This window comes from Nocardiopsis sp. NPDC055879, assembly GCF_053615935.1.
In genome coordinates this window covers 81,899-94,728 of the sequence record NZ_JBSHCT010000011.1, presented here as the reverse complement: position 1 = coordinate 94,728, position 12,830 = coordinate 81,899, and the positions used below count along the sequence as shown (strand labels likewise).

The 12,830-nt window shown below is 69.2% G+C and carries 13 protein-coding genes; 8 read left to right on the top strand and 5 right to left on the bottom strand.

Features of this window, described 5'->3' with window-relative positions; translation table 11 throughout:
- Positions 1–32: 32 nt before the first annotated feature.
- From ACWGKS_RS15025 to ACWGKS_RS15000, 6 genes are all read left to right on the top strand, one after another.
- On the top strand, positions 33–1,961 hold the full coding sequence (locus ACWGKS_RS15025; protein WP_452522877.1) for a methylmalonyl-CoA mutase family protein: 1,929 nt from the start codon (positions 33–35) through the stop codon (positions 1,959–1,961).
- Positions 1,958–4,192: a methylmalonyl-CoA mutase gene (gene scpA, locus ACWGKS_RS15020; RefSeq protein ID WP_452522875.1), complete on the top strand. Its 2,235-nt coding sequence runs from the start codon at positions 1,958–1,960 to the stop codon at positions 4,190–4,192. The genes ACWGKS_RS15025 and scpA overlap by 4 nt, the downstream gene beginning before the upstream one ends.
- The gene (gene meaB / locus ACWGKS_RS15015) at positions 4,189–5,292 is read left to right on the top strand and encodes a methylmalonyl Co-A mutase-associated GTPase MeaB (RefSeq protein ID WP_452522873.1); all 1,104 of its coding nucleotides are present in this window, start codon (positions 4,189–4,191) and stop codon (positions 5,290–5,292) included. The genes scpA and meaB overlap by 4 nt, the downstream gene beginning before the upstream one ends.
- Positions 5,293–5,561: 269 nt before the next feature.
- The gene (locus ACWGKS_RS15010; RefSeq protein ID WP_358503762.1) at positions 5,562–5,933 is read left to right on the top strand and encodes an STAS domain-containing protein; all 372 of its coding nucleotides are present in this window, start codon (positions 5,562–5,564) and stop codon (positions 5,931–5,933) included.
- Positions 5,934–6,090: 157 nt separating this feature from the next.
- Positions 6,091–6,372: a type II toxin-antitoxin system Phd/YefM family antitoxin gene (locus tag ACWGKS_RS15005; RefSeq protein ID WP_452522871.1), complete on the top strand. Its 282-nt coding sequence runs from the start codon at positions 6,091–6,093 to the stop codon at positions 6,370–6,372.
- Complete coding sequence (locus ACWGKS_RS15000; RefSeq protein ID WP_452522869.1) at positions 6,369–6,668, top strand: type II toxin-antitoxin system RelE family toxin; 300 nt, start codon at positions 6,369–6,371, stop codon at positions 6,666–6,668. Before ACWGKS_RS15005 ends, ACWGKS_RS15000 begins: the two co-directional genes overlap by 4 nt.
- An 89-nt stretch (positions 6,669–6,757) precedes the next feature.
- Here ACWGKS_RS15000 and xylA read toward each other — a convergent pair whose 3' ends face one another.
- Together xylA and ACWGKS_RS14990 are read right to left on the bottom strand one after the other, a co-directional pair.
- Positions 6,758–7,915: a xylose isomerase gene (gene xylA / locus ACWGKS_RS14995; protein ID WP_452522867.1), complete on the bottom strand. Its 1,158-nt coding sequence runs from the start codon at positions 7,913–7,915 to the stop codon at positions 6,758–6,760.
- A 69-nt stretch (positions 7,916–7,984) separates the two neighbouring features.
- Positions 7,985–9,175: an ROK family protein gene (locus ACWGKS_RS14990; protein WP_452522865.1), complete on the bottom strand. Its 1,191-nt coding sequence runs from the start codon at positions 9,173–9,175 to the stop codon at positions 7,985–7,987.
- A 57-nt stretch (positions 9,176–9,232) separates the two neighbouring features.
- On the opposite strand from ACWGKS_RS14990, the gene ACWGKS_RS14985 reads away from it, so the two are divergent.
- Positions 9,233–9,811, top strand: a complete 579-nt coding sequence (locus ACWGKS_RS14985) for a GNAT family N-acetyltransferase (protein WP_358503746.1) — start codon at positions 9,233–9,235, stop codon at positions 9,809–9,811.
- Entirely contained in the window at positions 9,798–10,265 is a 468-nt protein-coding gene (locus ACWGKS_RS14980) for an NUDIX hydrolase (RefSeq protein ID WP_358503743.1), read from the top strand. The genes ACWGKS_RS14985 and ACWGKS_RS14980 overlap by 14 nt, the downstream gene beginning before the upstream one ends.
- A 56-nt stretch (positions 10,266–10,321) precedes the next feature.
- On the opposite strand, the gene ACWGKS_RS14975 is transcribed toward ACWGKS_RS14980, so the two are convergent.
- The 3 genes from ACWGKS_RS14975 to ACWGKS_RS14965 form a co-directional block, all read right to left on the bottom strand.
- Complete coding sequence (locus ACWGKS_RS14975; protein WP_358503740.1) at positions 10,322–11,254, bottom strand: M48 family metallopeptidase; 933 nt, start codon at positions 11,252–11,254, stop codon at positions 10,322–10,324.
- A gap of 158 nt (positions 11,255–11,412) precedes the next feature.
- Positions 11,413–12,159 (bottom strand): DivIVA domain-containing protein, encoded by a 747-nt coding sequence (locus ACWGKS_RS14970; protein ID WP_358503737.1) that lies wholly within the window; start codon positions 12,157–12,159, stop codon positions 11,413–11,415.
- Positions 12,160–12,190: 31 nt separating this feature from the next.
- On the bottom strand, positions 12,191–12,487 hold the full coding sequence (locus ACWGKS_RS14965) for a hypothetical protein (RefSeq protein WP_358503734.1): 297 nt from the start codon (positions 12,485–12,487) through the stop codon (positions 12,191–12,193).
- Between the last annotated feature and the right edge of the window lie 343 nt (positions 12,488–12,830).

Below are 12,830 nucleotides of genomic sequence, written 5' to 3'. Positions count from 1 at the left end.
AAACCGAACGGTGTTCTCTACCATCTCGGAGTATGGACGTTCCAGAGAGCGGGTCCGCCGAGGCCCTCGACCTGGCCGAGGGTTTCCCGGCGGCCACACATGAGCGGTGGCGCGAACTCGTCGCCGGGGTGCTGCGCAAGAGCGGTGTCGCCGAGGACCGCCTGGAGCGGACGCCCGAATCGGTGCTCGCCACGCACACCCTCGACGGCTTCGACATCGATCCCCTCTACACCTCCACACCGCCGGCGCCCGATCCCGGTTACCCCGGGCTGGCGCCGTTCACCCGCGGGTACCGCCCCGGTGGTGGCATGCCCGGCGGATGGGACATCCGCGCGCGCCACGACGACGCGGACCCGGCCGAGCTGCGCAGGCGTATCCACAACGACCTGATGAACGGCGTCGCCTCGCTGTGGATCGGCGTGGGCGGTGACGGTCTCCCGGTCTCTCGGCTGGGCGAGGCCCTCGCCGACGTCTACCTCGACCTGGCTCCGGTGGTGCTGCGGGCACCCGGTCCCGAGGCCTTCGACGCGGCCCGGGCCCTGCTGGCGGCGCACACCGACGCCGACGTCCCCGACGGTCGGGTCATCTCCCACCTGGGCCTGGACCCGTTCACCACGGCCGCCCTGGCCGGCGAGCGTCCCGAGGTGGCCGACGCCGCACGGTTCGCCGCCGAACGGGCCGCCCACCACCCGCACCTCGGACTGTTCGTCGCCGACGGCACCCTGGTGCACAACGCGGGCGGATCCGACTCCCAGGAGATCGGCGCGGCCATCGCCGCCGGCACCGCCTACCTGCGCGCCCTCGTCGAGGCCGGCCTGGACGTGGCCGACGCCGCCGGGCGGATCGAGTTCCGACTGGCCGCCAACGCCGACCAGTTCGCGGTGATCGCCAAGCTCCGCGCGGTCCGCGCCATGTGGAACCAGGTGCTGGAGGTCTCCGGGCTGCCGGCCGACCGGCGCGCCATGCGTCTGCACGCCACCACCTCGGACGCGATGCTCACCCGCCGCGACCCGCACGTCAACATGCTGCGGACCACGATCGCCTGCTTCGCCGCCGGGGTGGGCGGCGCCGACACCGTCACCGTCGCGCCCTTCGACTCCGCCCTCGGGCTGCCCGACGACTTCGCCCGGCGCATCGCCCGCAACACCCAGTCGCTGCTCATCGAGGAATCGCACCTGGCGCGGGTCATCGACCCCGCCGGCGGCTCCTTCTACGTGGAGTCCCTCACCGGGGACCTGTACCGCGCCGGATGGGGTTTCTTCCAGGAGCTGGAGCGGTCCGGCGGTGTCGCAGAGGCCATCGCCCACGGTGGGCTGCGTGCCGCCGTCGACAAGGTGTGGGAGCGCCGCCGACAGGACCTGGCCACCCGTGCCGCACCGCTGACCGGGCTGAGCGAGTTCCCGAACCTGGACGAGACGCCGCTGGTGCGCGAGGTCGACCCCGGTCGGATCGAACCGTCCGCCGACGGCTTCCCGGTACGCCGCTACGGGCAGGACTACGAGGCACTGCGCGACCGTTGCGACGCCCAGGAGACCGAGACCGGCCACCGCCCCACCGCGTTCCTGGCCACGCTGGGTCCGGTGGCGGTGCACACCGCCCGCGCGTCCTTCGCCACCAACCTGCTCGCCGCCGGTGGGATCACCACCGACTCGCCGGGGCCGCTGGAGGACCCGCGCTCCGCGGCGGAGGCCTTCGCCGCCTCCGGCCACCGGGTCGCGGTCATCTGCTCCTCCGACAAGATGTACGCCGAGCACGCCGAAGCGCTGGCACGTGCCCTGAAGGGAGCCGGTGCCCGTCGGGTCCTGCTCGCCGGGGCACCGCGCGACGCCTACCGCGAGGCGGGGGTGGACGTGTTCGCCCACAAGGGCTGTGACGCGGTCGCCCTGCTCTCCGACCTGGTGGACGTCTTCATCACCGATCCGCCCGTCAGCATCACCGACGCCCAGGGGGCGAGCTCATGATCCCCGACTTCTCCGACATCGCACCGGAGCCACCGGCCTTCACCGGGCAGGGGTCTCAGGGCGGCGCCGACTGGCGACGGACCCTGGAGGAGGCGACCGGTAAGGCCGCCGACGCCCTGGAATGGGAGACCCCCGAGGGAATCGGGGTCAAACCGCTCTACACCCCCGCCGACCGGGCCGGCCTGGACTTCGTCGATGGGCTGCCGGGCGTCCCGCCGTACCTGCGCGGGCCCTACCCGACCATGTACGTCAACCAGCCGTGGACCATCCGCCAGTACGCCGGGTTCTCCACCGCCCAGGAGTCCAACGCCTTCTACCGGCGCAACCTCGCCGCCGGACAGAAGGGCCTGTCGGTCGCCTTCGACCTGGCCACCCACCGCGGTTACGACTCCGACCACCCTCGGGTCGCCGGCGACGTCGGCATGGCCGGGGTGGCCATCGACTCCATCTACGACATGCGCCAACTGTTCGACGGCATCCCGTTGGACAAGATGAGCGTCTCCATGACCATGAACGGTGCGGTGCTGCCCATCCTGGCGCTGTACATCGTCGCCGCCGAGGAACAGGGTGTGCCACCCGAGAAGCTGTCGGGGACCATCCAGAACGACATCCTCAAGGAGTTCATGGTCCGCAACACCTACATCTACCCGCCGACGCCGTCGATGCGGATCATCTCCGACATCTTCGCCTACAGCTCCCAACGGATGCCGCGGTTCAACTCCATCTCGATCTCCGGCTACCACATGCAGGAGGCCGGGGCCACGGCCGACCTGGAGCTGGCCTACACGCTCGCCGACGGGGTGGAGTACATTCGCGCCGGTCAGCGCTCCGGTCTGGACGTGGACGCGTTCGCACCGCGGCTGTCGTTCTTCTGGGCGATCGGCATGAACTTCTTCATGGAGGTGGCCAAGCTGCGCGCCGCCCGCCTGCTGTGGGCGCGTCTGGTCAAGGACCTCGGCGGGACCAAGGACAAGTCGTTGAGCCTGCGCACCCACTCGCAGACCTCGGGCTGGTCGCTCACCGCGCAGGACGTGTTCAACAACGTGGCCCGCACCTGTGTGGAGGCGATGGCCGCGACCCAGGGACACACCCAGTCACTGCACACCAACGCCCTGGACGAGGCGCTGGCCCTGCCCACCGACTTCTCCGCGCGCATCGCCCGCAACACCCAGCTGTTGCTGCAGCAGGAGTCCGGAACCACTCGGGTGGTCGACCCCTGGGGCGGCAGCTACTACGTGGAGAGCCTGACCCACCAGCTCGCGACCAAGGCCTGGGCGCACATCGAAGAGGTCGAGAAGGCCGGTGGAATGGCCGCCGCGATCGATGCCGGCCTGCCCAAGATGCGCATCGAGGAAGCGGCCGCGCGCACCCAGGCGCGTATCGACTCGGGCCGTCAGCCGGTGATCGGCGTCAACAAGTACCGGCCCGACACCGCCGACGAGATCGAGGTGCTCAAGGTCGACAACACCCGCGTGCGCGCCGAACAGCTGGAGAAGCTGCGCCGCTTGCGCGCGGAACGCGACGACGACGAGGTGCGCGCCGCGCTGGACGCGCTGACCGAGGCCGCCGGACGCGAGTCCAAGGCGGACGAGAACCTCACCGACAACCTCTTGGCCGCCGCGGTGAACGCCGCCCGCGCCAAGGCCACCGTGGGGGAGATCTCCGACGCGATGGAGAGGGTCTTCAACCGTCACTCCGGTCAGATCCGTACCATCCAGGGTGTGTACAAGGACGAGGCGGCCGGCAGCACCGACGCGGCCGGGCTGATGGACCGGGTGACGGCGCGCGTCGACGGGTTCGCCGAGGAGGAGGGGCGTCGTCCCCGCATCCTGGTGGCGAAGATGGGCCAGGACGGTCACGACCGCGGTCAGAAGGTCATCGCGACCGCCTTCGCCGACCTCGGCTTCGACGTCGACGTGGGCCCGCTGTTCCAGACCCCGGGTGAGGTCGCCGCCCAGGCCGTGGAGGCCGACGTGCACGTGGTCGGGGTGTCCTCCCTCGCGGCGGGGCACCTGACCCTGGTTCCGGCGCTGCGCGAGGAACTGGCGGCGCTCGACCGCTCGGACATCATGATCGTGGTCGGCGGGGTCATCCCCCCGGGTGACTTCGAGGAGCTGCGCGAGGCGGGAGCGTCGGCGATCTTCCCGCCGGGCACGGTGATCGCCGAAGCCGCCATCGACCTGCTCGACGAACTCGAACAACGTCTGGGAACGGACCTGGAAGGGGAGTGACCGTGACGGCGCGCAGGAGTCGTTCGGTGGACGTGGACGCCCTGGCCGAGGGGGTCCTGGCCGGACACCGGCCGACCCTGGCCCGGGCGATCACCCTGGTGGAATCGCGCCGTCGTGACCACGCGCGCTCCGCCCAGGAGTTGTTGGTGCGGTTGCTGCCGCACACCGGTAAGGCGCATCGGGTGGGGATCACCGGGGTGCCCGGGGTGGGCAAATCGACCTTCATCGACGCGCTCGGCGGCCGGTTGACCTCGAACGGGCATCGGGTGGCCGTGCTGGCAGTGGACCCCTCGTCCACCCGGACCGGTGGCAGCATCCTCGGTGACAAGACCCGGATGTCCGAGCTGGCGGTCGACCCGAACGCGTTCATCCGTCCCTCGCCCACGGCCGGAACCCTCGGTGGGGTGGCCCGGGCGACCCGGGAGACCATGCTGCTGATGGAGGCGGCCGGGTTCGACGTGGTCCTGGTCGAGACGGTGGGTGTCGGGCAGTCCGAGGTCACCGTCGCGGCGATGGTGGACTGCTTCCTCTTCCTCACCCTGGCGCGCACCGGTGACCAGCTCCAGGGCATCAAGAAGGGCGTCCTGGAACTGGTGGACGTCGTGGCGGTGAACAAGGCCGACGGGCCGCACGCCGACGACGCCCGCAAGGCCGCCCGGGAGCTCTCCAGGGCCCTGCGGCTGCTCCAGCCCGTCCACCCGGAGTGGCGTCCGCCCGTGTTGACCTGTAGCGGCCTGACCGGCGAGGGGCTGGACCGGGTGTGGGAGACCGTGCTCGAACACCGGTCCGTGCTGGAGAGCGACGGTGCCCTGGCCGAGCGTCGCAGCGCCCAGGGCGTCAGTTGGATGTGGGACCAGGTTCGGGATCAGTTGATGGACACCTTCCTGCGCGACCGGGAAGTGTCGGATCTCATCCCGGGCATGGAGGCGGGGGTGCGCTCGGGGGAGACCACGCCCACCCTGGCCGCCCGCACCCTGCTGGAGTCCTTCACGCAGCGTGATGGCGTCCGAGAGGCGGGTACGGAACGTGACCGGTCCGAAGAGGACGTCGAAGCCCTCCGGGGAGCAGCCGACGACACCGGTTCCGATGTCGTGAAATAACCCAGTGTCAACGGTCGAAAACCGGACACTGGAACGAGGTTCTCGCCCATGAGGCGAAAATTTCTTGCCCGATGCCATTCCCGTCGCGGCGGTTCGCTTATACCGTGTGTGTCCAACGACCGACCAGATCGCTCGGGCACGAGGGAACCCTCCGCACCGGATCGGCTCTGTGGGAGTGGAGCCGGGCCCGGTGGTCGTACCCGGTCGGGCTGCGTATGGTTAAGCGAGGGACCCCTCACCATCTGAACGTGGGGCCGGGAGGAGTGAACGTGCACAGGCTCGGACTGAGCACGCGGGTCGAAAGCCGCAGCGTGATCGTCGCGATCGAGGGAGAGCTCGACATCGCGACCGCCGCAGACCTCCAGGAACACATCGGGGCCACGATCGAGGACCACGGTCCGTGGCTCATCCTGGACCTGTCCGCGCTGGACTTCATGGACTCCAGCGGGCTGAACGTCATCATCAACGCCTACCGGACCGTTCGTGAGCAGAACGGTTCACTGTCGTTGGCCGCTCTGAACGAACGAGTCACCAAGGTCGTCCGCTTGGTCGGCCTGCATCGTCAGGTACCGGTCCACCAGACCGTCGCCACCGCGATCGCGGCGATGGAGGCCCTGGAGGCCAAACGGCAGGCCGGCTAGCCGCCACTCGAACCCGTCGAGGCCCCGTGGTCGCCACCTCGGGGCCACCACGGCCCTCCAACGGTCGGTCACGCGCGCCCTCGGGGCCATGTCCGCTCCTTTGCACGGTTCTATATAGAGCCTGATGTAATAGATGTACATCTGGTACATTGAATGCATGAGTGAATCTGTCACCGCGACTATGTCCGAAGTGCGACGTCACTTCGCTGACGCCATCGAGCGGGCACGTCATGAGCACACTCCGACCTTCGTCACACAGCGGGGCAAGGTCACGGCTGCCATCGTCGATGCGGACGAGTATCGGCGTCTCCTCCGGCTCGAACAAGCTGCGGAGGACGAGTGGCTGAACCGTCTTGCCGACGAGTCTGAGCGGGAAGGGCGTGAGCACACCATCACCCTGGAGGAGATGGCGCGCGAACTTGCTCAAGGTCCGGAGTGAACCGGTACGTCACTCGGTTCACTACCGCTGCCAAGCGCAGAATGCGCCGTATACCCAAGGACGAAGCGGTTCGGGTCCTGCGCAAGTTGTCAGAGCTACAGGACGCTCTGGAAGCCGGTGACACCAGTGCCCTGGATATCAAACCCTTGACTGGTCAGCATGGTCGCTGGCGATTGAGGATCGGGGATTACCGTGCTGTCTACACGCTGGACAAGGAGGATGATGGGCAGCCGGTCGTGTGTGTCCTGGTCATCGCCGTTGGGGATCGACGGGACATCTACGGGCAGGGCTTTTGAGCGATATCTGATCGGCAGGAGAATGAAGAAGGCATATGGGCCCGCCACCGATCGATCGGTGGCGGGCTCACACGGAGGTACGGAACGGCTCAGCGCACGCCGAGCAGGTGCTCCAGGGCCAGTTGGTCCAGGCGCTCGAAGTGATAGCCGCGCCGGCCCACCTCATCCAGGTCCAGGTCCTCCTTGAGAAGGTCGGCGACGCTCTCACCGGGGGACAGGGTGGACTCGGACAGTTCCGGCACCCGGGCCTCGGCCAGGGCGACGGCCACCGCCGGATCGGCGCGGAACGCCGCGGCCTTGTCCTTGAGGATCAGGTAGTTGCGCATGCACGCGGCGGCGGACTCCCACACCCCGGACATGTCCTCGGTCCTCGGCGGCTTGAAGTCGAAGTGCTTGGGGCCCGCGTAACCGGCCCGCTCCAACAGGTCGACCAGGAAGAACGACTCCTTCAGGTCGCCCGCGCCGAAGCGCAGGTCCTGGTCGTACTTCACGCCCCGCTGACCGTTGAGGTCGATGTGGAACAGCTTGTCCGCCCACAGTGCCTGGGCGACGCCGTGTACGAAGTTGAGTCCGGCCATCTGCTCGTGGCCGACCTCGGGGTTGACCCCCACCATCTCGGAGTGTTCGAGGCTGCTGATGAACGCCAAGGCGTGGCCGACCGTGGGCAGCAGGACGTCGCCACGCGGCTCGTTCGGCTTGGGCTCGATGGCGAAACGCAGGTCGTAGCCCTGATCGCGCACGTACGAGCACAGCAGGTCGAAGGCCTCTCGGAGACGGTCGAGGGCGGAGTGGTCGTCCTTGCCGGCCTCGGACTCGGCGCCGTCCATGCCGCCCCAGCACACGTAGGTCCGCGCACCGAGTGAGGCGGCCAGGTCGATGTTGCGGATGACCTTGCGCAGCGCGTATCGACGTACGTCGCGGCTGTTGGAGGTGAAGCCGCCATCCCGGAACACCGGGTGGGAGAACAGGTTGGTGGTCGCCATCGGCACGGTCATCCCGGTCTCCTCCAGGGCCGCGGTGAACCGGGCGACGATCGCGTCGCGTTCCGCGGTGGTGCTGCCGCGCGGAATGAGGTCGTCGTCGTGGAAGGTGATGCCGTGCGCGCCGAGTTCGGCCAGGCGGCGGACCGCCTCCACGGGGTCGAGCGGGGGGCGGACGGCGTCACCGAAGGTGTTGACGCCCTGCCATCCCACGGTCCACAGACCGAAGGTGAAGTTGTCCTCTGGGGTGGGCTGGTGATCGGACATGGCTGCGCTCCTGGGGGGTGTCGGTCCGAGGCCGGACGCGATCAGTTTGTCTAGAGTCACAACTAATTGTCAACGGGGCAGCGGAAGGTCTCCCGTCTCCAGGGAGTGGATCATCACCGCGGCGCCACCCCGGGCCGCCGCGCTCATCCCCAGATCCGAAGGCTCCACTCGACAACCGCCCGCGTCGGGGGCGAAGGACCGCGCCAACGCGGCCTCTCGACACCGTGGGAGCAACCACGGCGCCAGCGGTACGAAGTAGCCGCCCAACACCACCGCGCCCGGGTTGACCACGTTGACCAGCACGGCCACCGCACGGCCCAGCCATTCGCCCGCCCGCTCCAACGCGCCCAGAGTGGTGGGATCACCCGCCTCGGCGCGCTCCACCGTCGACGCGACCAGACCGGCGACGTCGCCCCCCGAAGAGCCGGGCAGCGCTTCGCGCAGGATCGCCCCCACACCGGCGAGAGCCTCCAGACAACCCCGCCGACCACAGGAGCACTCCGGGCCGTTCGGCTCCAGTTCCAGGTGCCCGACCTCCCCGGCCCACCCACCGGAACCGCGCACCAGCTCACCGCCGGTCAGCACACCCGCGCCGATGCCGACCTCACCGGTCAGGTACACCAGGTCCGGGATGCCCGCGCACGGACCGAACCGGAACTCGGCCATCGCGCCGAGGTCGGCGTCGTTGTCCACCAACACCGGAACCCCGTCCAGGGAACCCCGGACCAGGTCCCCCAGTGGTACGTCCCGCCACCCCAGGTTCGGCGCCCGGGTCACCACCCCCGACGGCACGTCGATCAAGCCTGGAACGGCGACGCTCACCCCCACCAGGCGGCGTCCCCGTAACGCGGGATCCCCCGCGACCTCCCGCAGCGCCTCGGAGATCCTCCGAGCGCACTTCTCTGCCCCCTCGGCCCGGGCGTCCAAGGGGACGTGGCGTTCCACCAGTCCGCGGTTCAACAGGTCCACCGCCACCACCGAGAGGTAGTCGACGTTGACCTCCAGCCCCACCGCCGCCACCGACCGGTCGTCCAAGGCGAGCAGTACCCCGGGCCGGCCCACCCTGCGCTGAGAGGTCTCCCCGGTCTCCCTGACCAGCCCACGCTCCATCAGGTCGGCGACCAGGCTGGAGACGGTGGTCTTGTTCAGACCGGTGTTCGCCGCGACGGCCGCCCGAGAACACGGAGCCGACTCCCGCACGGTCCCCAACACCGACCGCAGGTTGGTCTCCCGGACGGTCTGGAAGCTGACCCTCTCCAACAGGACCTCCTGGAAAACCCGTTGCCCGTGCCAGGGCCCGCTGCTTGGATTCCCATCATGCTGCCTCCCGACCCCTTCCGCGAACAGCCCACCCTCCACGGACGCGGAGTGCGGCTCGTCCCGCTCGGTGCCGAGAACGCCGACGACTTCGTTCCGGCGATCCTCGACCTCGATCCGCGGGTGCGTCGTCTCACCGGCACCCACCGGATCTTCACCGAGGAAGAACTGCGTGCCTTCGCCGCGAGCCGCCCGGACCACCACGACCGGGCCGACTGGCTCATCTACGCCGACGACACCTGTGTCGGGGACTGCGCCCTGATCGACTTCGACCCGGACAACGCCGGGGTGGGCTACCGGATCGCCCTGCACAGCATGGATTTCACCGGTCGGGGTCATGGCACGGCCGCCACCGACGCCGTCCTGAAGTACGCCTTCGAGACCGTGGGGCTCCACCGGGTGGCGCTGGAGGTGTTCGACTTCAACACCAACGCGCGGCGTTCCTACGAGAAGTCCGGGTTCGTCCGTGAAGGGGTGTGGCGCAAGCAGCTGCGTTGGGACGGCGAATGGCACGACGCGGTATTGATGTCGATCCTCGACGAGGAGTACGCGCTACGGTCGGAGGATGCCGGTCCCTGACTTCCTCAAGCGCCTGCGCGAACACGTCGGCCACGATCTGCTGCCCCTGGTCGGGGTGACCGCGGTGGTGCTCGACCAGGACAAGGTCCTCCTGCACCGACGTTCCGACGACGGTCGCTGGGCCACCCCGGGCGGGATCCTGGAACCGGGCGAACAGCCGGCGCCGGCCGTGGTCCGTGAGGTGTGGGAGGAGACCGGAGTGCGCATCGAGGTGGAGCGCCTGGTCACCGTGATCACCCAGGAACCGCACACCTACCCCAACGGCGACCAGGTGCAGTTCCTCGATCTGGCCTTCCGCTGCCGACCCGTCGGCGGTGAGGCCCGCGCGGACGACGACGAGAGCCTGGAGGTCGGCTGGTTCGCCCAGGAGGAACTACCGCCCATGGCCGACCGCATCCTGGAACGCATCCACAAGGCCCGCCATCCCGAGGGCACGCCCTACTACCTCCGGTGAGCCCCGGCGAGACCGCGAGGCCCGACGCGCGGGGGAGCGGTCGGACCGTCCCGGTCTCACAGGAGAACGCGTCCTCTGCGGCTGCGGTCCCGGAGCGCGGCCATCCGCCGGACGTTGCCCGGCCGCCGCGACAGCAAGTGGTACACGAACAACGAGGGGTCCCGGTCGACCGACGCCCGAGCGGCCATCTCACCCAGGTTCACCCGCGTGTACAGATTCGATCCACCCGCGAACAGCCGTACCGCCGAAGCGCCCTCGGGCACGTGCGCCAGACCGTGGTCGTCCGCTGTGTACTCCCGCGTGCGAGCCAACGACGAGCCCAGTCCCGGGACGAGTTCGGCCCCCAGGATCGCGAGGCGCTGCCAGTAGCCGGTGTGCCCGGAGGTGATGTGCCCGATCTGGTGGGCCACCAGGAACGCCATCGCGTCGGGGTCGCGCGGCCGGCCGGAACCATCGAGCAGGGCACCGGGAAGCACCAGGTACCTGCGCAGCCCGTGCCCGGAGGCGTCGGTGCGCGCTGACGCCTCCCCGCGCCGCACGTACGCCTCTGGAGCCTTGGGCGCCCCCATCTCCCGGGCGAGGGAGACCACCACGCGGTACACCTCGGGGAACTGGGTGGGGGAGACACGCACCGACTCCGCGCGTTCACGGGCGTACCTCAGACCGCTCGCCCACCAGCACACCAACGGCACCGCCCCCAAGGCCGTAACGGCCCACGGGAGCGACCAGATCGACCACAGCAGATGGAACAGGGCGCTCATGATCGCCACCGACACCACCGTGCACAGGGCGAACAGCGGCCGTTCCCAGGGGTGCCGGGGGGACAGCACCACGTGGTCCTCGGAATCCTCGGCGCACAGTTCGGGCGCATGATCGTTGAGGAAGGTCGGCCGTGGTGTGTGGTGGGTCCTGGACATGGTGGCGCGACCGGGGACCGTGTGGACCGAGCAGGCCGGGGCGGGCGCTCCGGGCGGCGTGGCGTGTTGCATGCTGCTCCCCTCAAGCCGCCGTGGACACGGGTTCACTGTTCCCGGAGCCGCCGGCGGCGTGGGATGACTACTCCCTGTACTCGAATATTACGTTCCGCTTCCCTGGACGTGGTGTGTCGCTGACGGCGTGTTCCCGCGCGGGTGTCGCAGGGCGCTCGTCAGTGGTGCTCGTACAGGCGCAGTTCGTCGGCGAGGACGTCCAGGAAACGGTCGACCTGGGCGGGGTCGTAGCCCGGCCTGGCCCGAGTGGTGGCGAACTGGGCCCGTTCCACCTCGCCCGACGTGAGAGTGGCTCGGTCCTGACGACCCTGGAGCAGCACACCCAGCGTGTACTCGGCGCGGTCCAGGAAATCGTCGACCTCCTGCTCGTTGTATCCCGTGGTCAGCCTGGTGGTGGCGAAACGCTGGTTGCGAATGTCGTCCGGGGTCATCCGGGGGCCGGTCGGCACCGGCCGACCGGTCGGGGGCTGGGGGGTCGGTGGCCCTCCGGCACGGGGGTCACCCGCTCCGGGCCTGCCGACAGCGGGACCGCCCACCCCGGGACGTCCGGGCGCCGCGGTGGGGGATCGTCTCGGATCACCCTGGGTCGGATGCGGTGGCAGCGGCGGGGGCGCCGGCTGGCCCAACCCACGCCCGGCGAGGTCGGCGATCACGGTGTCGAGAAAGTCGTCCACCTCGTCCTCGCGGTACCCGGGACTCATCCGGGTGGTGCGGAAGCGAGAGTTGCGGATCTCCTCGGCGGTGATCAGAGGCCCCTTGCGCGGCCCGCCCTCCAAGGCGACCAGGGTCGCCTCGATCCGATCGAGGAGCGCGTCGACGTCCTCCTCGTTGTAGCCCGGGCGCAGGCGCACCGTGTGGAACTTCTTGTTGCGGATGTCCGCCGGTGTCAGAGGCATGGTCCCCATTGTGCAGTTCATGCGGGTCGAAGGGGCCGAGTCAGGGGCCCGCGGGTGGTCGGTTGCCGTCCTGTCGGCCATCCGGTCGACCTTCGAGTCGGTCGGCGAGCAGGTCAAGGTAGTCCAGCACTTGGCCGCGGTCCAGCCCCCGCAACACCACGTCGAACTCGGGAGCGCGCAAGAGTTCTCGCAGTCGCTCGGCGGAGATCGTGACCGACTCGGGTGAGACGAGGGCGCGTAGACCCAGTTCGATGAGGTCGGCGACCTGGGTGCGGTCGAACCCGCGCAGGACGAGGTCGAACTCGGGTTCGGGGAGGGCCGTGGCCGGGGGATTCATGGACCGCATTATGCCGAGATGGAGTGGCCCGCGCCATGCCGTCCGGTGTTTCTGGCCGAGTGTGGACGTAAGTCCCGTTCCGTGCAGAAGGTCGGGTAACGACGTGGCCGAGCGGCCGGCGGGGTGACGCGAGACACCGGAAAGGCGGTGAACCACCGGCGCCCGCGGCGGGCCCTTCTATGGAAGACGCTCGTGTCGGCGAACGGTTCACACGATTCTCGAAGAATCACGGAATTCGTCGAACTCCGTCACGAATGGTGATTGTCGATCGTCATCGTGTCCTTTCTGAAACCCGGTTCCGTGATCGCCTGTCCGTCGCTTGTGTATTGTTCTTGTCAAGCAG

What these genes read in the sequence shown, in the direction of transcription:
- ACWGKS_RS15025 (WP_452522877.1), top strand. Translation starts at nt 33, where the DNA reads ATGGACGTTCCAGAGAGCGGGTCCGCCGAGGCCCTCGACCTGGCCGAG.
- scpA (WP_452522875.1), top strand. Translation starts at nt 1,958, where the DNA reads ATGATCCCCGACTTCTCCGACATCGCACCGGAGCCACCGGCCTTCACC.
- ACWGKS_RS15005 (WP_452522871.1), top strand. Translation starts at nt 6,091, where the DNA reads ATGAGTGAATCTGTCACCGCGACTATGTCCGAAGTGCGACGTCACTTC.
- xylA (WP_452522867.1), bottom strand. Translation starts at nt 7,915, where the DNA reads ATGTCCGATCACCAGCCCACCCCAGAGGACAACTTCACCTTCGGTCTG.
- ACWGKS_RS14985 (WP_358503746.1), top strand. Translation starts at nt 9,233, where the DNA reads ATGCTGCCTCCCGACCCCTTCCGCGAACAGCCCACCCTCCACGGACGC.
- ACWGKS_RS14980 (WP_358503743.1), top strand. Translation starts at nt 9,798, where the DNA reads ATGCCGGTCCCTGACTTCCTCAAGCGCCTGCGCGAACACGTCGGCCAC.
- ACWGKS_RS14975 (WP_358503740.1), bottom strand. Translation starts at nt 11,254, where the DNA reads ATGCAACACGCCACGCCGCCCGGAGCGCCCGCCCCGGCCTGCTCGGTC.
- ACWGKS_RS14970 (WP_358503737.1), bottom strand. Translation starts at nt 12,159, where the DNA reads ATGGGGACCATGCCTCTGACACCGGCGGACATCCGCAACAAGAAGTTC.
- ACWGKS_RS14965 (WP_358503734.1), bottom strand. Translation starts at nt 12,487, where the DNA reads ATGAATCCCCCGGCCACGGCCCTCCCCGAACCCGAGTTCGACCTCGTC.